General features: G+C 53.4%; 20 protein-coding genes and 1 tRNA gene. 13 read left to right on the top strand and 8 right to left on the bottom strand.

Translation table 11 applies throughout. The features are described from left to right. Positions 1-26 precede the first annotated feature (26 nt). The 7 genes from R3F50_17420 to R3F50_17390 form a co-directional block, all read right to left on the bottom strand. The gene (locus R3F50_17420) at positions 27-830 is read right to left on the bottom strand and encodes a c-type cytochrome (GenBank protein MEZ5492068.1); all 804 of its coding nucleotides are present in this window, start codon (positions 828-830) and stop codon (positions 27-29) included. Further along, positions 820-1,071, bottom strand: a complete 252-nt coding sequence (locus R3F50_17415) for a hypothetical protein (protein ID MEZ5492067.1) — start codon at positions 1,069-1,071, stop codon at positions 820-822. The genes R3F50_17420 and R3F50_17415 overlap by 11 nt, the downstream gene beginning before the upstream one ends. Continuing rightward, positions 1,068-1,637, bottom strand: coding sequence for a cbb3-type cytochrome c oxidase subunit II (locus R3F50_17410; protein MEZ5492066.1), 570 nt, complete (start codon positions 1,635-1,637; stop codon positions 1,068-1,070). The genes R3F50_17415 and R3F50_17410 overlap by 4 nt, the downstream gene beginning before the upstream one ends. Positions 1,638-1,654: 17 nt before the next feature. After that, positions 1,655-3,043, bottom strand: a complete 1,389-nt coding sequence (locus R3F50_17405) for a cbb3-type cytochrome c oxidase subunit I (GenBank protein ID MEZ5492065.1) — start codon at positions 3,041-3,043, stop codon at positions 1,655-1,657. A 147-nt stretch (positions 3,044-3,190) separates the two neighbouring features. Continuing rightward, the gene (locus R3F50_17400) at positions 3,191-3,790 is read right to left on the bottom strand and encodes an SCO family protein (GenBank protein ID MEZ5492064.1); all 600 of its coding nucleotides are present in this window, start codon (positions 3,788-3,790) and stop codon (positions 3,191-3,193) included. A 90-nt stretch (positions 3,791-3,880) separates the two neighbouring features. After that, entirely contained in the window at positions 3,881-4,186 is a 306-nt protein-coding gene (locus R3F50_17395; protein MEZ5492063.1) for a cytochrome c, read from the bottom strand. 25 nt (positions 4,187-4,211) lie between these two features. Beyond that, on the bottom strand, positions 4,212-4,997 hold the full coding sequence (locus tag R3F50_17390; GenBank protein MEZ5492062.1) for a formate/nitrite transporter family protein: 786 nt from the start codon (positions 4,995-4,997) through the stop codon (positions 4,212-4,214). A 149-nt stretch (positions 4,998-5,146) separates the two neighbouring features. Here R3F50_17390 and gltX point away from each other — a divergent pair, with 149 nt between their 5' ends. Together gltX and R3F50_17380 are read left to right on the top strand one after the other, a co-directional pair. Next, on the top strand, positions 5,147-6,628 hold the full coding sequence (gene gltX / locus R3F50_17385; protein ID MEZ5492061.1) for a glutamate--tRNA ligase: 1,482 nt from the start codon (positions 5,147-5,149) through the stop codon (positions 6,626-6,628). Between the two features lie 107 nt (positions 6,629-6,735). Further along, positions 6,736-6,811 (top strand) — tRNA-Ala (locus R3F50_17380). Positions 6,812-6,929: 118 nt separating this feature from the next. Here R3F50_17380 and gltA read toward each other — a convergent pair. Then, complete coding sequence (gltA, locus tag R3F50_17375; protein ID MEZ5492060.1) at positions 6,930-8,207, bottom strand: citrate synthase; 1,278 nt, start codon at positions 8,205-8,207, stop codon at positions 6,930-6,932. A gap of 480 nt (positions 8,208-8,687) precedes the next feature. On the opposite strand from gltA, the gene sdhC reads away from it, so the two are divergent. The 11 genes from sdhC (at position 8,688) to R3F50_17320 (ending at position 22,813) form a co-directional block, all read left to right on the top strand. Continuing rightward, positions 8,688-9,062 (top strand): succinate dehydrogenase, cytochrome b556 subunit, encoded by a 375-nt coding sequence (sdhC, locus tag R3F50_17370; GenBank protein ID MEZ5492059.1) that lies wholly within the window; start codon positions 8,688-8,690, stop codon positions 9,060-9,062. After that, on the top strand, positions 9,056-9,424 hold the full coding sequence (gene sdhD / locus R3F50_17365; GenBank protein MEZ5492058.1) for a succinate dehydrogenase, hydrophobic membrane anchor protein: 369 nt from the start codon (positions 9,056-9,058) through the stop codon (positions 9,422-9,424). Before sdhC ends, sdhD begins: the two co-directional genes overlap by 7 nt. After that, positions 9,425-11,197: a succinate dehydrogenase flavoprotein subunit gene (gene sdhA, locus R3F50_17360; protein ID MEZ5492057.1), complete on the top strand. Its 1,773-nt coding sequence runs from the start codon at positions 9,425-9,427 to the stop codon at positions 11,195-11,197. 267 nt (positions 11,198-11,464) lie between these two features. Further along, positions 11,465-12,172, top strand: a complete 708-nt coding sequence (locus tag R3F50_17355) for a succinate dehydrogenase iron-sulfur subunit (protein MEZ5492056.1) — start codon at positions 11,465-11,467, stop codon at positions 12,170-12,172. 86 nt (positions 12,173-12,258) lie between these two features. After that, on the top strand, positions 12,259-15,096 hold the full coding sequence (locus tag R3F50_17350; protein MEZ5492055.1) for a 2-oxoglutarate dehydrogenase E1 component: 2,838 nt from the start codon (positions 12,259-12,261) through the stop codon (positions 15,094-15,096). 27 nt (positions 15,097-15,123) lie between these two features. Further along, entirely contained in the window at positions 15,124-16,350 is a 1,227-nt protein-coding gene (gene odhB / locus R3F50_17345; GenBank protein MEZ5492054.1) for a 2-oxoglutarate dehydrogenase complex dihydrolipoyllysine-residue succinyltransferase, read from the top strand. A 32-nt stretch (positions 16,351-16,382) separates the two neighbouring features. Beyond that, on the top strand, positions 16,383-17,834 hold the full coding sequence (lpdA, locus tag R3F50_17340; protein ID MEZ5492053.1) for a dihydrolipoyl dehydrogenase: 1,452 nt from the start codon (positions 16,383-16,385) through the stop codon (positions 17,832-17,834). A gap of 78 nt (positions 17,835-17,912) precedes the next feature. Then, positions 17,913-19,082 carry an ADP-forming succinate--CoA ligase subunit beta gene (gene sucC, locus R3F50_17335; protein ID MEZ5492052.1) on the top strand — a complete coding sequence of 390 codons (1,170 nt, stop codon included), beginning with the start codon at positions 17,913-17,915 and terminating at the stop codon, positions 19,080-19,082. Beyond that, positions 19,079-19,951, top strand: a complete 873-nt coding sequence (sucD, locus tag R3F50_17330; protein ID MEZ5492051.1) for a succinate--CoA ligase subunit alpha — start codon at positions 19,079-19,081, stop codon at positions 19,949-19,951. Before sucC ends, sucD begins: the two co-directional genes overlap by 4 nt. 661 nt (positions 19,952-20,612) lie before the next feature. Beyond that, positions 20,613-21,416 (top strand): DUF3450 domain-containing protein, encoded by an 804-nt coding sequence (locus tag R3F50_17325; protein ID MEZ5492050.1) that lies wholly within the window; start codon positions 20,613-20,615, stop codon positions 21,414-21,416. After that, positions 21,416-22,813: a MotA/TolQ/ExbB proton channel family protein gene (locus R3F50_17320; GenBank protein MEZ5492049.1), complete on the top strand. Its 1,398-nt coding sequence runs from the start codon at positions 21,416-21,418 to the stop codon at positions 22,811-22,813. The genes R3F50_17325 and R3F50_17320 overlap by 1 nt, the downstream gene beginning before the upstream one ends. Positions 22,814-22,819 lie beyond the last annotated feature (6 nt).

Genomic DNA, 22,819 nt, shown 5'->3' with positions numbered 1-22,819 from the left:
TCCTCCTGTGATCGAATTGGCTAACATTAACGTAATGGGGTGACGTCATTCGCCGTCACGGTGGGAGCACGGTTCCCCCATTGTGTACGCTCGTGGTTCACAACGGCGGCGACTTCTTCGTCATTGAGCATGGCTGCAAAGCCCGGCATGGGTGAGGCGTAGGGCACGCCGTCAATCACCTTGTCGGCCACGCCTTCGAGCACGGCGAGAATATGTTCTTTGGGGTCGTCATCCAGAACGACGCTATTGCCTTTGAGTGGTGGAAACACGCCAGCGAGTCCCGAGCCGTCCGCTTGATGACAAGACGAGCAATTGTTGCCGTACACCTGCTCGCCAAGTGCTTGCCAGGCGGCAGCTGCTTCGGGTTCGCCCGCCCGCTGAGCGGGAGAGGACAGACTGGTTTCTTGATTTGCTAATCCACCGAGCTCGGGCGTGCGAACGCGGTTATGTACCTCAAGGGACAAATAGCCTGCACCCCAGGCGAGTATGGAAAGAAACAGTACCCAGGCCCAGGTGGGTATCGGCGCTGGTGTTTCCATGCGCACCGGTTCAAACTCATCGCCGATGTTTGAGCTGTAGGCATTGGCTAGAATGGCAATCTCGCCTGAGAGGCGATCATCGTTGCGTATCCCATGGATTGAAATGGAAGGCCCATTTTGCACATAGAAGGTCATGTGTCGCTGGCTTGTGTCCCCATTGTCTTCAATCGCTTTAAAGATCAATGTGTGCTTCCCATCTGGCAACTGCGTAGTATCCAGTTCAAATTGCTCAGGCGGCGTCAGCGTTTGCTGTGGCGTTGCGTCATCATTGAGATACACTTCAATACGCATGGGGTCGCTCCTTCCTGTCGTAGCCGTCGATGCTTTCATCACACAGGACGCGATACTTAATGTGGGACTCATCTCGCTCTCCTGGATCAAGCATGCCCAGTGCTCCCTTGTAAAAAGCGTAAATCACGAGCACGGTGGCGATGCCAATGACAACCCAGCCAAGGACGGTACTGCCTTCACTGCCATCAAAGCCGCAGAGCGTGATAGCAAGATCGATGTAGTAATACAGGCGTTCCATCATGGCTTAACGTCCACTTGTTGAAGTGATTGCAGGTAGCTCACCATGTCGAGAGCTTCTTGCGTTGCAACGATGACCTTCCCTTTGGGTTTAAAAGCATCAGGTACTGGCACCACGGTGTCATCATCTTCAGCGGCGTCTTTCTCTTCAAATAGCCAGGGATAACCGGGCATGACCGACGTGGAAACCACAGCACGTGGGTTGTACAGATGGATCAGGTTCCAAATCAGTGAGGGTTGTCGGCTGCCGACATTAGATAGATCTGGCCCTGTTCGCTGTGTACCGAGTAAGGGCGGTACTTCAAGGGCGTAATCGCCAGCCAGCGAGCCGCGACCATACGGAGCGTCAACGGGGAGGTCGCGCACAAATTGTGTATGGCAGGTGGCACAGCCCTCTTTGAGATACAGTGCGCGACCGTTAGCGATCTCAGGTGAAGGAGGCTGGATACCGGGCAGGGGTGGGGTGCGTTCAGCTTCAAAGGCAGGTAGCACCGCGATAAAAATACTGAGGAATAAGAATGTGATTGCGGCAATCGCAATGAGCATTCGGTGTTGTGTATGTAGACTCATCGTAGGTTAGCCTCGAATTAGGTGGCACTGGCAGCGATCGAAGCAGGTGCTTCCTTAGCGTCAGGGAGCGGACGCATTTGCCACAGGTTCACGATGAACACCAGATGGCTAGCCACCATCATGAATCCACCAATGGAGCGCCAGAGCCACATCGGTGCTGCCGCGTCGACGGAGGCAATGAAGGATTCACCGGCGACCCAGGATGTACCTTGTAATATGCCCGCAATGGAGATTGCAATGACGTACAAACTACCGCCCAGGAAGGCCAACCAGAAATGCAGGCCTACGGCCGTGTTGGAGGGGCCACGCCCGGTGATGCGGGGCACGAGACCGTAAATGGCACCCCAGATACAGAACGCGACAAACCCGTACATAGCCAGATGTGAGTGGCCTACGGTAAAGTTAGTAAAGTGCCAGTAGATATTGGCTGAGCGAAAGGCTTCGATTGTGCCCTGTGAGGAGGACAGCGCATAACCCCAGACACCTGTGAGCAGAAAAATAATGGCATAGCTGCGGCGCACTTTATGCCAGGAACCTCTCGCCGTGAGGAAGAAGTTCCCAAAGCCCGACCACACCGGCACCATCATCCCGACGCTGAATAAGATGGCGGTGGTTTGAACCCACCAGGCAACGGGACTAAAAATGAAGTGGTGAGCACCAATAAGCGTGTAAAAAAGGATGCTGGTCCAGAAACCGAGTGCGCCAAGCGCATAACTGTAGATGGGTTTGCCTAACATGCGAGGTAAGGTGTAATAGGTGATGCCCAGAACCATCGGCGTAAACCACATACCGACGGCATTGTGCATGTAATAGCCCTGCACCACGATATTGCCCATGCCTTGCTGGTAAAAGGGCAGGTAGCCAATGGTGACGATAATGGCAAGCCAGCAAAAGGCACCCATGATGTACCAGTTGGAAACATAGATTTCCGGGGTGTCGCGCCGAGCTAATGTTTGATAAGCGCTATAAAAGTTACAGCCCAGCCCGATGGCGTATATCAGCATGATTGGCCACAGGAGTTCTCGGTATTCCTGGGGACCACGGCTCAGTCCCAGTGACAGGGTGATGATGGCCAACACCATGCACAGGTTCCAGCAGTGCATACCGATACGTGCGATACCAGGACTGACAAGGGGGATTTTCGACGTGCGGGTGACCACATAGAGCGCCAATCCCATCAAAGCCATGGACGACCAGCCGAACATCACGACATTGGTATGGATAGGGCGAATACGTCCAAAGGAAAATACCGGTAGCTCCAGCACTTCCGGCCAGTAAAGTTTGACCGCTGCCAGCAAGCCGTAGGCGGTTCCGACGAGCAGCCAGATACTGGCAGAGAGGAGGTAGGCGTACAGTAGCTTTTTGGTTGCGGGCTCGTGACCCGATGGCAGTGTTGTTGGACTCATTGCAGTCTCCCTTACACCACCATCGCGATGACAACGCCCATCACGATACAGGCAAGTACCGTGATGCCAGTGGAAAAGCCGAAGACGCGAGCCAGGGTTTGCTGGTCTTGTTCTTTGTTCGTCATATGAGTTACCTCGCTCTATTCATCAAAGATAGATTTGGATTTTCTGGACCATCGAGTCCACGTCTGTCTCAAAATTCAGGTAGTCGACGATGCGAGAAAACGGGTCAACGATGTACATCAGCGAAGAGTGTTGAATTTGATACCCCGGCTCCGGTTGATCTGGTGCCTCTGCCAGCAGGGTCTTGAAGCTATCAGCGGTTGCAGACAGTGCTTGGCGTGACCCGGTCAAACCGACAATGCGATCGTGAAAGTGTTCAAGGTAGGTGGCAATTTTGTCAGGGGTATCTCGTTCTGGATCAACAGTGATAAACAGAGGATTGACTTTGTGGCTGTTACCCGCTTGATCCAATGCATACATAACCTGCGTAAGCTTATGCATCTGCGTGGGGCAAACCATCTCACAGCTGGTAAAGCCGAAAAAAACCAGTTGATATCGCCCTGCAAAATGTTTTTCGGTTACCTTCTGGCCGCGATGGTCAGTCAGGCTGTACTGAACGCGATTTTGTAGGTCATCGTGATGACCAATCATGAAAAATAGAGACGCAACGATAACGAACAGGGTAATAGCAAACAAAAGGAACGTTTTGGCTAAGGGGCTTTTGGTTAGTCTATGGCTCAACATATAAGGCCTCCCGAAAATTTATTATGCGACCCGGCATGCCCAGCAGGCATCTAACCGAGATTGAGATCGCTACCATGCTATAGTTCATGTTCATTGACCCAGACTTGCATAGTAGGCGGCTATATTGGCGGCATCCTCATCAGTCAAGTTTGCGACCATGGGGGTCATCATTGCGTTCTTTCGAGCTCCGTCGCGAAATGCGATGATCTGGTTTTTCAGGTACTGTTCCTTCTGGCCAGCCAGATTGGGCCAGAGGGGGTTGGGGCTAATCCCTTCGTTACCGTGACAGCCAGAACAGGTAGCTGCTTTACTTTGTCCCGCCTCAATGTCGGCGGCCTGAGTTATGGGCGTAGCGATGAGGAGAGCAAGGGCCGCAGTAGGTAGGTGAAGTTTCATCGTGTGTCCTCCAAGAAGAGAGTCGTTAGTGTGAGTGAGTCGAGTGTTCAGTTTCGGGCTCGGATGTGCTGGATTGCGCAGTTGAGCCTTTGGGTTGATCTAGCGATTTAGGCGAGGCTTGGATATAAGCTATACCCATAAAAACTGCGCCACCGAAAATGTTGCCTAATGTGACCCAGCTCAAATTGTGAGCCATACCCGCCAGGCTGATACTGGAAGTAGGCTCGCCTAGTAGGGCGATGCTCAATAGCGTCATATTGGCCACACTGTGTTCGTAGCCACTGGCGATGAAGGCATACAGGCACCAGAAGATGATGATGGCTTTGGTTGTATCACTTTGGGTTCTCGCGGCCATCCAGAGTGCGAGACAAACTAACCAATTACAGAGAAGTCCGCGAGCAAGCAGTTCTATTCCACTAGAATTCATCTTGTAGCTTGCGACCTTATTAACGAGCGCTGTTCCTTCCTGGGTGAGTACACCACCGCCACCAGTGATAAAGAGCAGGGCGAGCGCGACTGAGCCGAGCAGATTGAATAGCCATGATGTGCCCCATACCCGCAGCAGTTCCCCTATGCGAGTCGTTCCTCGACGGCAGCCTATGGTCATGTACATCGTGTGACCAGTGAAAAGCTCTGCGCCCGCAAAAAGAATCAGAGTCAGCGCAACCCCAAACGACGCCCCCATAACCAGCTTTTGCCACGCAGGATCAATTAGGGCGCCCACCGAAAAAATAAGAATAATTCCAAGACCAACATAGGCCCCAGCCATCATTGGCGCGACGCAAAACCTGTGTTCCCTGTTTTCTGGCATGGTGGAGTCTCGGGGTTCGAAGGTCGGGCTTTTTAACCAATGGCTGCGGGCAAGTCAATAGAAGAGGCGGGGATGTCGCGTATTCTGTGAATTTCCGGGGAATCGCGTATAATCTGCGCCTCTTGAATTTGCCACCAGATCAATTACCGATGACACAGATCAGAACCCGAGTCGCCCCCTCTCCGACAGGTGATCCCCACGTGGGCACCGCTTATATCGCGCTATTCAATCGATGCTTCGCCCATACCGGGCAGGGGAAGTTCATCCTGCGCATCGAAGACACGGACCAGGCACGAAGCACACCGGAATCCGAACGGAAAATACTTCGTTCCCTGCAGTGGCTGGGGCTCAGTTGGGATGAAGGACCGGATGTAGGAGGAGATTTCGGACCGTACCGCCAGAGTGAACGCAGCGATATCTATCGGTCTCATATTGCACAGTTGCTCGATGCTGGAACTGCCTTTCGATGTTTCTGCACAGCAGATCGGCTGCAGCAGCTGCGCGCGGAACAGATGAAACAGAAATTGACTCCTGGCTACGATGGCCATTGCCTGCACCTGACGACGAAAGAGATCGAGCAGAAGCTGGCAGATAAAGAATCATACGTGGTACGTATGAAAGTACCAAGCGAAGGAGACTGCCAGTTTGTCGACGGTCTTCGTGGCGAGATTCTCATTCCCTGGCCGCAGATCGACATGCAGGTATTGATCAAATCTGACGGCCTGCCAACCTATCATTTCGCGAACGTGGTAGACGACCACCTGATGGAAATTACTCACGTTATAAGGGGCGAGGAGTGGATCAATTCGACGCCGAAGCACCTGCTGCTGTATCAGTATTTCGGCTGGAAACCGCCTGAATTTTACCACATGCCGCTGTTGCGCAATCCCGATAAGAGCAAGCTCAGCAAGCGTAAGAATCCAACCAGCATTTTTTACTACCGTGATATGGGTTACCTGCCCGAAGCGGTGGTCAATTACCTGGGCATGATGGGCTGGACCATGCCTACCGGAGAGGAGAAGTTCTCTCTTGGGGAGATGGAGGCAGCCTTTGATATCTCCAGAGTTTCCCTTGGCGGGCCGATTTTCGATCTGGAAAAACTGGACTGGTTGAACGGCAAGTATATTCGGGAGAATCTGAGTGACCAGGAACTGGCCCGGCGCTTTCTGAATTGGGCTGGCCAGGATAACCGTCTTGATCGACTGACGGGCCTGGTGCAGCAGAGGGTGGAAAAGTTCACCGACCTGGTGCCCTTGGCCGCGTTCATGTTCAGCGGACTGCTGGACATTGGCCCCGCGGATTTTCAGCACAATAAGCTGAACGACGATGATTGCAAGAAAATTCTGCAGTTCCTGCTCTGGCGGCTTGACGGACTCGACAACTGGCACCGTGACGGCATTGAACAGACCGTTCAGTCACTGGCCGAAACCATGGGGTATAAAATCAGAGAGTTCCTGTTTCCTGTTTTTGTCGCCATTACAGGCAAGCCGGTGTCGGTGTCAGTCATCGACGCCACGGCAATTCTGGGCCTGGACCTGACTCGCGCACGTCTTCGCCACGCGCTGGAGTTACTGGGGGGGTTTTCGAAGAAGAGGACCAAGGAAGTGGAGAAAGAGTACCAGCAGTTATAGCAACGCGCATTGACAGCCTTACGAGCTGTGCTTAGAATGCGCGTTCGTTTCGGGGCGACCCGGGATTCAGAAACAAAACCAGCATCACCACTCAACGTTTAACGTATGGGGCCTTAGCTCAGCTGGGAGAGCGCAACACTGGCAGTGTTGAGGTCACCGGTTCGATCCCGGTAGGCTCCACCATCTTCTCTTGTTTATCAAATCAGACCCTGCGGGCCGGGCTATGCCGGCAGTGGCTCGATGGGTCCGGGATGATAAGTCCCGGAACCTTCCATCGTCTCGTTTGTTATTCGTGCCTCTTTCAGGCCGGGTAGTCCCGCTTGGTGTGTCCCTTGTAAAGCTGACGAGGGCGACCGATCCGGTAAGGATTGCTTACCATCTCATTCCAGTGTGAAATCCAGCCAGGTGTTCGACCGATAGCAAATATCACAGTGAACAGACTGGTGGGAATGCCTATGGCCTGGAGGATGATCCCGGAGTAGAAATCCACGTTCGGATAGAGCTTCCGCTCGATGAAGTATTCATCCTCAAGGGCGATTTTTTCCAGTTTGCGGGCAATCTTGAACAGGCCATGATCTGCCAGGCCAAGCTCATCCAATACCTCGTCGCAGATCTTTCGCATTACCTTGGCGCGCGGGTCAAAGTTTTTGTATACCCGATGGCCAAAGCCCATCAGGCGGAATGGGTCGTCCTTGTCCTTGGCGCGTTTGATAAATTCATCAATCTTGGATTCGTCGCCTATCTGATGCAGCATCTTCAGTACTGCCTCGTTGGCGCCACCGTGTGCCGGTCCCCATAAGGCGGCGATACCGGAGGAAATGCAGGCATAAGGGTTGGCGCCGGTTGAGCCGGCCAGTCGAACCGTGGAGGTGGACGCATTCTGTTCATGGTCCGCATGCAACAGAAAGATGGTATCCATCGCCTTGGCGAGCACCGGGTTGACGTTGGGCTCTTCACAGGGCGTGCTAAACATCATGTGCAGGAAATTCTCTGATAGAGACATCTCGTTGCGGGGCTGCATGAAGGGTTGCCCGATGGCGTGCTTGTAACACATGGCCCCCAGAGTCGGCATTTTAGCAATCAGCCGGTGCGCTGCCTCACGGCGATGATTCGGGTCGGTGATTTTCAGGTGGTCATGATAAAACGCTGACAGGGCGCCTACGACGCCAACCATGACGGCCATGGGGTGCGCGTTGCGCGGAAAGCCATGGAAAAACAGATGCAGCTGCTCATGGACCATGGTGTGGTAGCGAATACTGTTTTCGAATTCGCTCCGTTCATCGGTAGTTGGTAATTCGCCATTCAGCAACAGGTAGCAGGTCTCGATGAAATCGGATTTTTCCGCCAGTTGCTCGATCGGATAGCCGCGATGCAGCAGAATACCCTGGTCCCCGTCGATGTAAGTTATTTCGGAGTCGCAGGATGCAGTGGAAACGAAACCCGGATCGTAGGTGAAAATGCCTTTACCGACCAGGCTTCTGACGTCTACGACGTCGGGTCCGGTTGTGCCTTCATAAACGGGTAGCTCGATGGTTTCATTTAAGCCGTCTATGGATAACCGGGCCATCTTGTCACTCATTACTGACTCCTTAAGAACACAAGCTGTTACAGAACCCCGGGGAAATAGCGGCACCGAGGCGATAGATCGCTCTGCTTCAGGTAATTGATGAAATACCCGTCAAGGGCTGGACGGGGTGAGGGTCGGAATATATGGAGTGATTGGTCTGTTTGTCAAATTTTATGCATCGGGAGAGGTAGGCGGTAGCGCATTCTAACCGCCGTCAAAATGTCGTCACACGTCTATGATAAAGGCTGCGCCACTGGCCCCGGGAGACGGTTTTATGGCACTGCGAATACATTTGCCCGGAAGATTGACAAACTATTGTCTATATCGCCGCCAATGTGCGGCATTTGGTTGTAATGAATGGGTTCAAAGTCTATACTCTGCGCCCGTTGTAGCGCGTTATTACCGTAATGATTTCAAGTAGTTTGATCCACATTCAGGGATCCTTGCGTAAAACCACCTGACATTTATTTTTGTTCAAATATTGGGGCGAAAGTGAAAGATAACAGACCTGTAAATCTCGATTTCACAACTTTTAAACTTCCGCTCCCAGCCATTACCTCAATCCTGCATCGCATATCCGGTGCCGTCCTGTTTGTCGGCATCGCGGGTCTGCTGTACCTGTTGGACAAGTCACTCAGTTCACCCGAAGGGTTTGCTGCGGTGACGGAATGGTTGGGCAATCCGGTCGTGAAGCTGGTCACCTGGGCGGTAGTTGCGGCCCTGTTGTATCACTTCATCGCCGGCATCAAACACTTGATCATGGATTTCGGCATCGGTGAGACTCTGGGAGGTGCGGTGCTGGGCGCGAAGATCGTCATCGTTCTGGCTACAGTCGCAATCGTCGCAGCGGGGTTATGGATATGGTAACTAGCGTCAGCAGTTTTGGTCGCAGCGGGTTGTTTGACTGGGTGATTCAGCGAATTACCGCGGTAGTTCTCGCTTCTTACACCCTGTGTATTCTTTCCACCCTGGTGCTGAATCCGGATATGGACTATCAGCAGTGGCAGGAAGTCTTTTCCTCTTTCGCCATGCGCTTTTTTACCCTGGTGGCGTTACTTTCAATCCTGGCCCATGGCTGGATTGGCATGTGGACAATTTCCACCGACTACCTGACTACCCGGATGTTTGGGACGAAGGGAACCGTGCTCCGGATTCTCTTCCAGCTGGGCTGCGTGCTGCTGACCCTGCTTTATCTGGTCTGGGGTATTGATATTTTGTGGGGAAACTAGATGGCTAATCTGAGGACTATTTCATTTGACGGAGTCATTGTCGGTGGCGGCGGAGCGGGTATGCGCGCGGCACTGCAGTTATCCCAGTCGGGCTACAAAACAGCGGTAATATCCAAGGTGTTTCCTACCCGTTCGCACACGGTTTCCGCCCAGGGGGGTATTACCTGTGCGATTGCCAGCTCCGACCCTAATGACGACTGGCGTTGGCACATGTATGACACTGTGAAAGGGTCAGACTATATCGGCGATCAGGACGCCATTGAATACATGTGCAGTGAAGGGCCACAGACTGTGTTCGAACTGGAGCACATGGGCCTGCCATTTTCCCGTACGGAAAACGGCCGCATTTATCAGCGCCCGTTTGGCGGCCAGTCCAAGGATTTTGGCAAGGGCGGCCAGGCGGCACGTACCTGTGCGGCCGCTGATCGAACCGGTCATGCGCTGTTGCACACCCTTTACCAGGGCAATGTCAAGAATGACACGGTATTTCTCAACGAGTGGTATGCAGTAGACCTGGTCAAGAACCAGCAGGGCAGCGTGGTTGGAATTCTGGCCATTAATATCGAATCCGGTGAACTGGTGTTCGTCAAATCCAAGGCAACAGTACTGGCCACCGGGGGCGCCGGCAGAATTTATGCCTCTACCACCAATGCCCATATCAACACTGGCGACGGTGTCGGCATGGCGCTGCGCGCGGGCTTTCCGGTTCAGGACATGGAGATGTGGCAATTCCATCCGACCGGTATCTATGGGGCCGGCACTCTGGTCACGGAAGGGTGCCGGGGCGAAGGCGGATACCTGATCAACAAGGATGGTGAGCGCTTCATGGAGCGCTATGCGCCCAACGCCAAAGACCTGGCCGGCCGGGACGTGGTTGCCCGCTCAATGATTCTGGAAATCCTCGAGGGCCGGGGAGTGGGTGAAAATGGCGACCATGTCCTGCTCAAGCTGGATCACCTCGGCGAAGAAGTGCTGAATTCCCGCCTGCCGGGTATCCTGGAGTTATCCAGAACATTCGCCCACGTGGATCCGATAAAAGAACCTATTCCGGTCATCCCCACCTGCCATTACATGATGGGTGGTATCCCCACCAATATTCACGGGCAGGCCATCAGTCAGGACGCTAACGGCCAGGATCACCTGATACCGGGCCTTTTTGCGGTAGGCGAGGTTGCCTGTGTGTCGGTTCATGGCGCTAACCGCCTGGGGGGTAATTCATTACTCGACCTGGTGGTGTTCGGGCGCGCAGCCGGCAAGCATATCGAGGAATTGCTGCGCACCGGCATCAGCCATGACGAGGCCAGCCAGTCCGATATCGATGAGGCGCGCCAGCGCTTGCAGAAGTTGGAGGATTCCACTTCCGGTGAGAACACCAGCGAGTTGCGCAAAGAATTGCAGGCCATCATGCAGAATCATTTCGGCGTGTTCCGCCAGGGTGATTTTATGCGCGACGGCATCGAAAAACTGGCCGGACTCAGAGAGCGGGTTGCCAATGTTGCCCTGCAGGACAAGAGCAGCGTTTTCAATACGGCAAGAATTGAGGCACTTGAACTGCAGAACCTGTTTGAAGTGGCCGAAGCTACCGCCATCGCCGCGGAGAACAGGACGGAAAGCCGTGGCGCTCATGCCCGCGACGATTTCAAAGAGCGGGATGACGAGAACTGGCTCTGCCACTCCATGTACTTCCCGCTGGAAAAGCGTGTTGGCAAGCGTGGCGTTAACTTTGCCCCGAAGACCGTGGACAAATTTGAGCCAATGGCCAGATCCTATTGATCACCTTGTCGCAGGGCGTCAGGGTGGTTATGAACTGAGGTTTCGGGCCAGATCCTGTTGATCAGCCTGTCGTGAGGCACTGAGGCGGTTATGAGCTGAGTTTTTAAGCCAACTCGTCAAAGAGTTTGAAATATCTTATGAGTCAGTCGCTATTTCCGAACTGAGTTTTTAATTAAAGATCATTAAGCTAGTTAACGATATCTCGCAGTCCGGCCCGAATTATCAGGTCACTGCCAGAAATGACGAAATTTCGAGGAAAGTGCAATCGTGTTAGTCAGCCTATATCGCTACAACCCGGAAACAGATGAAAAGCCGGTTATGCAAGACGTTGAAGTCCAGCTGCCTGAAGGCAAGGACCTGATGGTCCTTGACGTGCTTGAAATGATCAAGGCAAAGGATCCTTCCATCGCCTATCGCCGCTCGTGTCGTGAGGGTGTCTGCGGTTCTGATGGAATGAATATCAACGGAACCAACGGTCTTGCCTGTATCACACCGGTATCCTCGGCCGTCAAACCCGGTGGCAAGCTGGTGTTACGCCCCCTGATGGGGCTGCCGGTGGTGCGCGATCTGGTCGTGGACATGAGTCTTTTCTACCAGCAGTTCGAGAAGATCAAACCGTACCTGATCAATAACGAAGCACCACCGGCCATTGAAAGGCTCCAGTCGCCTGAAGACAGGGAAAAACTAGATGGCCTCTACGAGTGTATTCTGTGCGCCTGTTGCAGCACCAATTGCCCCTCATTCTGGTGGAACCCGGACAAGTTCGTCGGCCCGGCCGGATTATTGCAGGCCTACAGATTTCTGGCTGACAGCCGTGATACCGCGACTACCCAACGGCTTTCAGAGCTGGAAGACCCCTTCAGTGTGTTTCGCTGTCGCGGCATTATGAACTGTGTTGCCGTCTGCCCGAAGGGATTGAACCCGACCCGGGCGATTGGCCATATACGTTCCATGTTGCTTCAACAGGCGACTTGATAGCTGCGGGGCCGATTTCTGAGAAATAGTCAGCCTGAACGAGTTGGAGTTAATCCTCCAGAAAAGAAACCAGTTAGGACATAAAGATGCAAGATCGCACAATGGATCATCTGTGGAGTACCAGCCATCTTTCTGGTACCAACGCGGATTATGTGGAGGAACTTTACGATCAGTATCTGATGGATCCCGATTCCATCCCTGACGAGTGGCGACATTTCTTTGACAGTCTGCCTGCCACTTCCGGAAACGGGCAGGCAGAAGTTTCACTGAGTTCCATAGAAAGGCATTTCCGTGAGCTGGGCAAGGTCAGTCGCTTCAGCCCCATTCTCAGCAATGATGCAGTGGTTAACTCCGAGCATGAGAGCAAACAGGTTGGCGTGCTGCTGCTGATCAGTTCCTACCGCGTAAGAGGGCACCAGAAGGCCGAGCTGGATCCTCTGGCGCTAATGCATCGCGAGCGTGTTCCGGACCTTGAACTGGAATTCCATGGGCTGTCTTCCGTAGACAATTCGACGGTCTTCCAGACCGGTTCACTGTTTATCAGCAAGGACAAAGCACCTCTCAGGGACATTGTGGATACGCTGGAGCGAATCTACTGCCGCACCATTGGCTATGAGTTCATGCATATCGTCAATCTTGAGGAGAAGCAATGGATTCAGCAGCGCATCGAGAGCAACGACGGCTACCCCACCTTTGAAGAGGATGTCAAGCGCCATCTCCTGGAGCGCCTTACGGCAGCAGAGGGATTGGAAAAGCACCTCGATTCCAAGTTTCCAGGTACCAAGCGTTTTGGCCTCGAAGGTGGTGAGAGCCTGATACCCGCTATCGACGAACTGATTCAGCGCGCCGGGAGCCGCGGGGTGAAGGAAGTAGTAATCGGCATGGCCCACCGAGGCCGGCTGAATGTACTGGTTAATATATTGGGCAAGAACCCTTCCGATCTTTTCGATGAGTTCGAAGGCAAGGCGGTTTATCAGAATTCGGGTGATGTCAAATACCACCAGGGGTTTTCTTCAAATATCATGACTGCCGGCGGGGAAGTGCACCTCGCAATGGCCTTTAACCCCTCTCATCTCGAAATTGTTGCGCCGGTCGTGGAAGGCTCGGTACGGGCGCGCCAGACCCGCAGAAAAGACCCGATCGGTGATACTGTTCTGCCTATCATTATCCACGGCGATGCCGCATTTGCAGGGCAGGGCGTGGTTATGGAAACGTTTCAGATGTCCCGTACCCGGGCCTACTCAACTGGCGGTACGGTGCACATCATTGTCAACAATCAGGTTGGTTTCACCACCAGCCGTCAGGAAGATGCCCGCTCTACAGAATATTGTACCGATGTGGCGAAAATGGTTCAGGCGCCTATTTTTCACGTCAATGCCGACGATCCAGAGGCAGTGCTGTTTATTACCCAGCTGGCGCTCGATTTTCGCTACCAGTTTAAAAAGGATGTTGTGATCGATCTGGTCTGTTACCGTCGCCGGGGCCACAACGAAACCGATGAGCCGTCGGGTACTCAGCCGTTGATGTATAGAGCAGTCAAGCAGCATAAGTCCACCCGCACTATCTATGAAGAAAAATTGATCGCTGAAGGTATGGTGTCGGAGGAGGAGGCGGACAGGCTCAGTAACAGCTATCGCTCGGCGCTGGATACCGGCGAACATGTAGTGAAAAGCCTGGTCAAAGAGCCAAGTGTCGAATTGTTCGTCGATTGGAGTCCTTATATCGGCCATGGCTGGAGTCCGCATTATAATACGACTATTAGCCTTGACACGCTTAAGGGGCTGGCAAGGAAACTGGTGAGTGTGCCTGACGGGTTTACCCTGCAACGGCAGGTCAAGCGTGTTATGGACGACAGAGCCAAGATGGCCGCCGGGGAGCTGCCGGTAGACTGGGGATTTGCCGAAACTTTGGCCTATGCCAGCATTCTTACCAGCGGCAATCAGGTGAGAATCACCGGGCAGGACGTGCGACGTGGAACGTTTTCTCATCGCCACGCAGTGCTGCACGATCAGAAAAAAGGCGATTCGTATACGCCTTTGGAAAACCTCGCACCGGATGCGATGCGCTTTTTCATCTACGACTCGCTTTTGTCTGAAGAGGCGGTGCTGGCCTTCGAATATGGCTACGCAACGACCACACCCAACGCCTTGGTTATCTGGGAAGCCCAGTTTGGCGATTTCGCCAATTCCGCTCAGGTAGTGATAGATCAATTCATAACCAGCGGTGAGCACAAATGGATGCGTCTCTGCGGACTTACACTGTTGTTGCCGCACGGCTATGAGGGCCAGGGTCCTGAGCATTCCTCGGCCCGTCTCGAGCGTTTTCTGCAGTTGTGCGCGGAGCACAATATTCAGGTTTGCCTGCCAACCACCTCGGCGCAGGTTTTCCACATGCTACGCAAACAGGTCCTGTGTCCGCTTCGCAAGCCGCTTGTGGTTATGTCGCCGAAGAGTCTGCTGCGTCATAAAGAAGCCACCTCCACCCTGGAGGAGTTCGCCGAAGGCAGCTTCCGAGTGATCCTGGATGAAACCGATGACCTGAACAAGGAAGAGATTACACGCGTCATCCTGTGCAGCGGCAAGGTTTACTACGAACTCCGTCAGGCCCGTCGCGAGCGGAACATCAGTAATATAGCCATCATTCGGCTGGAGCAGCTCTATCCGTTTCCGGAAGAGGACTTGCATAGCTGCCTGACAGAGTACGTAAACACCAAAGAAATATTCTGGTGCCAGGAAGAGCCAATGAATCAGGGTGCCTGGTACGCCAGCCAACATCATATGAGAAGGGTAATTGACCAGATAAATCCGGCACTGGTATTGCAGTATGCAGGGCGTGAAGCGTCCGCTGCTGCGGCCGCTGGTTACCATGCATTGCATGTTAAACAGCAGCAGGAATTTATCGAGCATGTACTGCAACAGAACTAGCAGACCGGTTTAGTAAGGAAAACCATAATGACTATAGAAATCAAAGCGCCAACTCTTCCCGAATCCGTTCCTGACGGGACCATCGCGACCTGGCATAAGCAAATCGGTGACACGGTGAAGCGTGATGAGCTGCTGGTGGACATCGAAACTGACAAGGTGGTGATCGAAGTGGTTTCACCTGTAGATGGAACCCTGACCAAAATTTTCAAAGAAACCGGGGACACTATCGTCAGCAATGAAGCTATTGGTGCCGTCAAAGAAGGGGATGGAGAAGAGCAGAATGCCGACGCCCCGGCGCAGGCAGCTGAAGCCCCGAAGCAGGCAGATGTGCCTGCTGAACATGCGGGCTCCCAAGGCGCGGAGGATCAGCCCGCAGTCAGTCCGGCGGCGCGAAAACTGATGGAGGAGAACAAGCTGAGTGCTGACTCTGTCAGCGGTAGCGGTAAAGACGGAAGAATCACGAAAGAGGACGTATTGGCCCGGCTCGAAGGGGGGGGCGGTGGGAGCAGTGCACCTGCTGCTCTGTCTCCAGCGCCAGTTTCAAGTGGCGGGCGTATCGAAGAGCGGGTTCCCATGAGCCGTTTGCGTGCCAAAGTGGCTGAAAGGCTGCTGCTTGCCACGCAGTCGACGGCTATGTTAACCACGTTCAACGAGGTCAACATGAAGCCGATTATGGATCTGCGCAGCAAGTACAAGGAGCTGTTTGAGAAGACTCATGAGGGCACCCGGCTGGGGTTCATGTCGTTTTTTGTCCGCTCCTGTGTGGAGGCGCTGAAAAAATTCCCCGCCGTCAACGCGTCCATCGACGGAAACGATATTGTTTATCATGGCTATCAGGATATCGGTGTGGCTGTTTCGTCTCCGCGGGGGCTGGTTGTTCCCGTGTTGCGTAATGCCGACCACATGAGTATGGCAGCTATCGAAGCCAAGATTGGCGAATTCGGCGAAAAAGCCCGGGACGGCAAGCTGGGGATCGATGAAATGACAGGTGGCACGTTCACCCTGTCGAACGGCGGTATATTTGGCTCGTTGCTGTCGACTCCAATTCTTAACCCACCTCAAACTGCAATCCTGGGTATGCACAAAATACAGGAGCGTCCAATGGCAATCCGTGGAGAAGTTCAGATTCTTCCCATGATGTACCTGGCGCTTTCCTACGACCACCGGATGATTGACGGAAAAGAAGCCGTGCAGTTCCTGGTGACGGTCAAGGATTTCCTGGAAGATCCCTCAAGGATAATACTGGAAATTTAAACTTACCCGACTAACTCGAGAGCAATCAGATCATGGCAAAAGAATACGATGTCGTCGTCATAGGTTCCGGCCCCGCGGGCTATGTGGCGGCCATCCGTTGTGCCCAGCTGGGTTTTAAGACGGCGTGTATAGAAAAGTGGCTTACTAAAGACAATGAAACCGTCTATGGCGGTACCTGTCTGAATGTCGGTTGTATTCCATCGAAGGCGCTGCTGGATACTTCCCACAAGTATGCTGAAGCGGCTCATGGCCTGGAATCCCAGGGCATTAAAATTGGCGAGTTGAGCCTCGACGTGCCCGCGATGATAGAGCGCAAGGCTAAGGTGGTTAAGCAGCTCACGGGGGGCATTAACGGCTTGTTCAAAGCCAACAAGGTGGACGGCCTGGCAGGATTCGGCAAAGTGACCGGTAAAAACCAGGTAACTCTGACGGCACACGATGGCAAGGAGGAGCAACTCCAGGCCAAACACATTGTTATCGCCTGTGGATCGGTGCCCATTGAGATTCCGCCGACACCGATAGACCAGGAAACCATAGTGGATTCGACCGGCGCCCTTGAATTTCAGGAAGTGCCTAAGCGGTTGGGTGTTATCGGTGCCGGGGTAATCGGACTGGAACTGGGAAGTGTCTGGGCACGACTCGGTTCTGAGGTGACAATACTTGAGGCACTGGATGATTTCCTGCCTATGGTGGATCGACAGATCGCCCGGGAAAGTGCCAAGATCTTTGCCAAGCAGGGCTTGAATATCAAGCTGGGCGCACGGGTGACTGGCAGTAAAATCGCCACTCAGGCGAAAAAACCCGTGGTAAAGGTGCAGTATTCCGATGCGGACGGTGAGCAGGAAGCAACTTTCGACAAGCTCATTGTAGCGGTTGGACGACGCCCGTTCACCGATAATGTGCTCGATAGTTCCGTAGGCGTCGAACTTGACCAGCGTGGATTTATCAAGGTCGATGAGCAGTGCGCAACCAACGTGCCCGGAATCTATGCTGTTGGCGATGCGGTTCGTGGTCCTATGTTGGCTCACAAGGGGATGGAAGAGGGCGTTATGGTCGCCGAGCGGCTGGCTGACAAAAAGACCCAGGTAAACTACGATCTGGTCCCTTCAGTCATTTACACCCATCCCGAAGTTGCCTGGGTTGGTCACAACGAAGAGCAACTGAAAGCCGCGGGTACTGAGTACAATGTAGGCTCATTTCCCTTTGTGGCGAGCGGCCGGGCTCTCGCGGCTGACGATTCAGACGGGATGGTTAAAATACTTGCGGACGCCAAGACAGATCGTATTCTTGGCGCCCACATTGTCGGGCCCAGTGCCGCAGACCTCCTGCAACAGGTTGTAATCGCCATGGAATTCAGTGCCAGCGCCGAAGATATCGGGTTGACCATGTTTTCCCATCCCTCACTGTCGGAGGCGGTGCACGAAGCAGCGCTGGCGGCCAACGGGCATGCGATCCATATTGGCAACAGAAAAAAAAGAACCTGATCAACCAGCAATTTCAGACCACAGGCGACTGGCCTCAACGGGCCACGTCGCCGTTCAAATTAGAAGCGGTGACTTTTCATGAATCTACACGAATACCAGGCCAAAGCCCTGTTTGCTGAATACGGGTTACCCGTATCCAAGGGCTATGCGGTTGATACGGCAGAAGCAGCGGTCGAGGCGGCCGAAAAGATTGGCGGTGACAAGTGGGTGGTAAAGGCCCAGGTCCACGCCGGAGGACGAGGAAAGGCAGGCGGCGTGAAACTGGTTTCCACCCCCGACGAAGTCAGAGCCTTTGCCGAAAAATGGCTAGGTAAAAATCTTGTGACCTACCAGACCGATGCCAATGGACAGCCGGTCAGTAAAATCCTGGTTGAGTCCTGCACCGACATTGCCAGTGAACTTTACCTGGGGGCCGTGGTAGATCGTTCTTCTCGGCGTATTGTCTTTATGGCCTCTACCGAAGGGGGCGTGGAAATTGAAAAAGTCGCGCACGAAACACCGGAAAAAATCCTCAAAGCCACAATAGATCCGCTCACCGGGCCCCAGCCGTTTCAGGCTCGGGAACTTGCCTTCAAACTGGGACTGAACAGCGCCCAGAACAAACAGTTTACCAAGCTGTTTCTCGGTCTGGCGAAGCTGTTCACCGACCTGGATCTGGCATTGCTGGAAATTAATCCCCTGGTAATTACTGACGAGGGCAATCTGCACTGCCTCGATGGCAAAATCAATATCGATGGCAATGCGCTGTATCGTCAGCCAAAGCTGCAGGAAATGCACGATCCGTCTCAGGAAGACGAGCGGGAAGCGCTGGCGGCCAAGTGGGATCTGAACTATGTTGCGCTGGATGGCAATATCGGCTGTATGGTCAACGGGGCCGGCCTGGCCATGGGAACTATGGACATCGTTCAGTTGTTCGGTGGTTCGCCGGCCAACTTTCTGGATGTGGGGGGCGGTGCCACCAAAGAACGGGTTACCGAAGCCTTCAAGATCATCCTTTCTGACGACAAAGTGAAAGCGGTGTTGGTAAACATTTTCGGCGGTATTGTACGTTGCGACCTGATCGCGGAAGGCGTCATAGGTGCAGTAGAAGAAGTCGGTGTCGAAGTTCCTGTGGTAGTCCGGCTCGAAGGCAACAATGCCGAGAAGGGGCGTGACGTTCTGGAACGCAGTGGTCTGAATATTATTGCGGCGACCAGTCTGTCGGATGCTGCCGAAAAAGTTGTCGCAGCAACGGGAGGTGCACAATGAGTATTCTGGTAAACAAGGACACCCGGGTAATCTGTCAGGGTTTCACCGGTGCACAGGGAACCTTTCACTCGGAACAGGCGATCGAGTACGGCACTAAAATGGTCGGTGGTGTTACGCCAGGCAAAGGCGGGCAGGAGCACCTTGGGCTGCCGGTCTTCAACACTGTCCGGGAAGCCGTCAACGCAACGGAAGCCGAGGCTTCAGTCATTTATGTGCCGGCACCGTTCTGCAAAGATTCCATACTCGAAGCCGTGGATGGCGGTATTAAACTGATTGTCTGTATCACCGAAGGTATTCCCACCCTGGACATGCTGGTCGCCAAGGAAAAATGCGACCAGAGCGGCGTCCGGTTGATCGGTCCCAACTGCCCGGGGGTGATTACACCGGGAGAATGCAAAATCGGCATTATGCCCGGTTATATTCACAAGCCAGGCAAGGTCGGGATTGTCTCCCGCTCAGGTACGCTGACTTACGAGGCGGTTAAGCAGACCACGGATTACGGTTTCGGACAGTCCTCCTGTGTCGGTATTGGTGGCGACCCGATTCCAGGGTCTAACTTTATTGATATTCTTAAGCTGTTTGAAGCAGATGATCAGACCGAAGCAATCGTTATGATCGGAGAGATTGGCGGTACCGCCGAAGAAGAGGCCGCTGCCTTTATCAAGGATAATGTAAGCAAGCCGGTGGTTTCCTATATTGCCGGAGTGACAGCGCCGCCGGGTAAGCGTATGGGGCATGCCGGAGCCATCATTTCAGGCGGCAAGGGAACGGCCGAAGAAAAGTTTGCTGCCCTGCAGGAGGCTGGTGTCAGCACGGTACGCAGCCTGGCTGATATCGGCAATGCACTGCAAAAAGCTACCAACTGGTAGGATCCTTTGAGCTGCAGTGGTAGCTGTCTTCAGCCTGCCACTGCAGTCACTTCCCTGAACTGCCTGCACCAATTCCGTACGTCCCGTGCGCAGCCTCTGTGCTTGCCTGGCGCCAGTTTGTGGCAACTCCTGCTTCATTTTCTGGCAAACTCATGGCCCTGTTTTGGGCGCTCATACCTTTAACGTGGCCCTTGGCTTGAAAGCCCGTATTTTATTGAAACTTCCTTAATATAGAGGTTCTAAAATTCGGCGGGGTTGTGTTAGTCTAGTCGAAAATTTGGTACCAAGTACCTGATTTAAAGGACTGCAAGCAAACGTCAGAGCAATTGGTTACCTTCCCACTCACTTGTGTTGTGTGTGAGTAGAAAGGTAACCAGCTTTGAGTTCTGTCAGGGAGATCTGCCAGTTCCGTAAGGGGCTAAGACAGCAAATGGAATGCCTGTGGCAGACAGGCGAATTAGGGACAATAATAAAACAAGTATGGTTAGGTTTTAGGCTTCTGAACCTTACGGCGTAACTCTATCGAGTAAGCAGGGACATGCGGGTTTGAATGGCTGTCATGGCCAGACACACAATCCACCTGTTCATTGCTTGCAGTAACGAGGGCAGTCTGTGGTGCGGAAGTCCAACTGAAATCAAGAATAAACAGATAGGATGGAAAATGAACTACCGTCGAATATCCAGTAAGATCCTGGCGCCTCTCTTTTCTCTGGCGTTTGTCATGACAAGTAGTACGCAGGCTGCTGAGATCATGACCGATACCAGTATGATTGATGAGGCGCTTAGCGTTCTCGAACGCAAAAATGACGAGCTCGCGGAAATCCAGACCGAAATTAATCGACTGGCGAACGCTGCAAGCTCCACCTTTGAGCAATTCAAGCAGGAAAATGACAACCTCGAGGCCTTGCTGGTATTGAATGCGGAATATCGGCAGTTGATTTCTATCCAGGAACGGAACATCGCTACCCTGGATGAGAGTATCGCCAACGTTGAAGTTGTTACCCGCGAGATTCCTCTGCTGATGGAAAAGATGATGGCCAGCATCGAGCAGTTTATCGAGCTGGATCTGCCCTTTCAGATGGAAACCCGTAACAACCGCCTGACTTTCGCCCGCAATGCGATTGACAATCCCGATGTCTCCGTCGCGGAGAGATTCCGTCAGGTCCTGGTCCTGTACCAGAACGAAACTCTCTACGGACGTACCCACGAGACATACCCGGATACCATCATGCTCAACGGTGAAGAGCGTGAAGTGAATATTCTGCGGGTAGGGCGTATTGCACTGTTATTCCAGAGCACAGACCGACAGGTTACCGGTCACTGGAATAACACAACACGGGCCTGGGAAGAGTTGCCGGCAGGTGACTATCGCACCGCAGTCCAGTCTGCTATCAGGGTTTCCAGCGGCCTGGATGCGCCCCGTATTATCGAATTGCCAATTGCAGCACCGGAGTTAGCACAGTAATGAAAACAACAATCAAGACATTAGGTTTATCTGTTACGACGTTTCTGCTGGCTTCCTTCGCGAGCGCCCAATCGCTTAACACCTCCGAATTGCTTCGGGCGGTGGAAGAGGACCGGGTTGCCGAGTCTGAGGCGTATCGAACCCGCGTGCAGGAATTTCAGAACGCGGCCAGTAACCAGGAGGAAATTCTGGAACTGACTCGAAGCCGGGTATCCGATCAGGAAGACCTGCAGACCGAACTGAGTGATCAGTTTGAAGCCAACGAAATCGAAATCTCCGCCAAGCGCGAGGTTCTGCGTGATCGCCGAGGTGATTTAAACGAATTGTTCGGAACCCTGCAGGGTGTTGCCGGTGACTTCATGAGCACATTCACAGGCTCAATCATCAGTGCCCAGTATCCTGGTCGTACCGAATACCTGGAAGGCTTCATCGCCAGGGCCGGCAGCACGACTGAACAACTGGCCATCGATGAGATCGAGCGTTTCTGGTTTTTCATGCAACAGGAAATCACCGAATCTGGGAAGGTAGTCAAGTACAGTGGCCCGGTTGCACTTCCATCCGGTGAAACAGTGACTCGGCAGATCACCCGGATTGGTGCCTTCAACGCGGTATCAGAGGGCGAGTACCTGTCGTACAACAGCAATCTGGGTACGCTGCAGGTACTGCCGCGTCAGCCCTCCGGCAGCATGATCAGCCGGGGTTACTACCAGGATCAGGCACAGGCTCTCGAAAATGCCAGCAGCGGTTACGTGAAGATCGGCCTGGACCCGACCGGCGGTATCGGTGGACAGGTGTTTGCCAACCTGGTGAACTTCCCGACTGTGGATGAGCAGGTTCGCAATAACTCCGGCCCCATCGGTTTCACTATTATCGGTGTCGGTATTATCGGTGTGGTCGTTGCACTGATCCGTTCGCTGATGCTGACTCTGACCAACATGAAAGTGCAGCGTCAGTTGAAGAGTGACAAGCCAATGAAGAACAACCCGCTGGGTCGCGTTCTGGCGGTTGCTGAGTCCAATCCAAGCGCCGATACAGAAACTCTGGAACTGAAACTGGGTGAGGCAATATTGCAGGAGACACCGTCCCTGGAAAGATTCCTTACCTTCATCAAGATTATCGCCACCATCGCACCTCTCATGGGTCTACTTGGTACGGTAACCGGTATGATTCAGGTGTTCCAGCAGATCACAGTTTACGGTGCGGGTGACCCGACTATCATGGCAGGCGGTATTTCCGTGGCCCTGATGACTACCGTACTTGGTATTACTGTCGCCATCCCGACAGTGCTCATGCATACCTGGGTAAAGAGTAAGAGTGATACCATCATTCATATTCTTGAAGAGCAGGCGACTGGCATGATCGCTGAAAAGGCGGAGCAAAAAGCAGCATCTCATTAATGCTGG

The sequence above is a fragment of the Gammaproteobacteria bacterium genome (genome assembly GCA_041395725.1).
Taxonomy (GTDB): Bacteria; Pseudomonadota; Gammaproteobacteria; order Pseudomonadales; family Pseudohongiellaceae; genus NORP240.
This window is presented reverse-complemented; position numbering and strand designations above follow the sequence as displayed.